Below are 721 nucleotides of genomic sequence, written 5' to 3'. Positions count from 1 at the left end.
GGGCATCGAGCTGATCAACAGCTACTTCTCGGTGATGATCGCGGTCGTCGCCGTGCTCGCGCTGGCGAGCGCTGCGCGCTACTACCTCGTGATGACGATCGGCGAGCGCATCGTCGCCGACCTCAGGCGCGACGTCTTCGCCCATCTGCTGTCGCTCTCGCCCGCCTTCTTCGATTCGGCGCGCAGCGGCGAATTGATCTCGCGGCTCACCGCCGACACCACCCAGATCAAATCCGCCGTCGGCGCCTCGGTGTCGATCGCGCTGCGCAACCTGATGATGTTCTTCGGCGCCGCGGCGATGATGGTGATCACCAGCCCGAAGCTGTCGGGCTTCGTGCTGCTGGCCATTCCCCTGATCGTGCTGCCGCTGGTCGCCTTCGGGCGCTGGGTGCGGCGTCTGTCGCGCAATGCGCAGGACACGCTGGCCGAGGCCTCCGCCTATGCGGGCGAATTGGTCGGCGCGATCCGCACCGTGCAGGCCTATACCAGCGAGCGGTTTGCCGAGAAGCGGTTCGGCGGCGAAGTCGAGCAGGCCTATGAGGCCGCGCGCACCTCGACACAGGCGCGCGCCGTGCTCACCGCCATCATCATCTTCATCGTGTTCGCAAGCGTGGTCGCGATCCTCTGGATCGGCTCGCATGACGTGCTCACCGGCGCGATCTCGCCGGGCCGGCTAGGCCAGTTCGTGCTCTATGCCGCGTTCGCGGCCGCCGGCCTCGGC

Annotated in this window: 1 protein-coding gene; it reads left to right on the top strand. The window is 67.5% G+C overall.

Annotated features, from left to right (window positions below):
* Positions 1 to 721 (top strand): ABC transporter transmembrane domain-containing protein (locus AC1D00_RS43925; protein ID WP_477015045.1); only part of this gene is annotated, 721 nt, incomplete at both ends.

The sequence above is a fragment of the Bradyrhizobium sp. P2_E8 genome, assembly GCF_056403875.1.
Note: the sequence above shows the minus strand (reverse complement) of the source record. Positions and strands in the feature narration are given on the sequence as shown.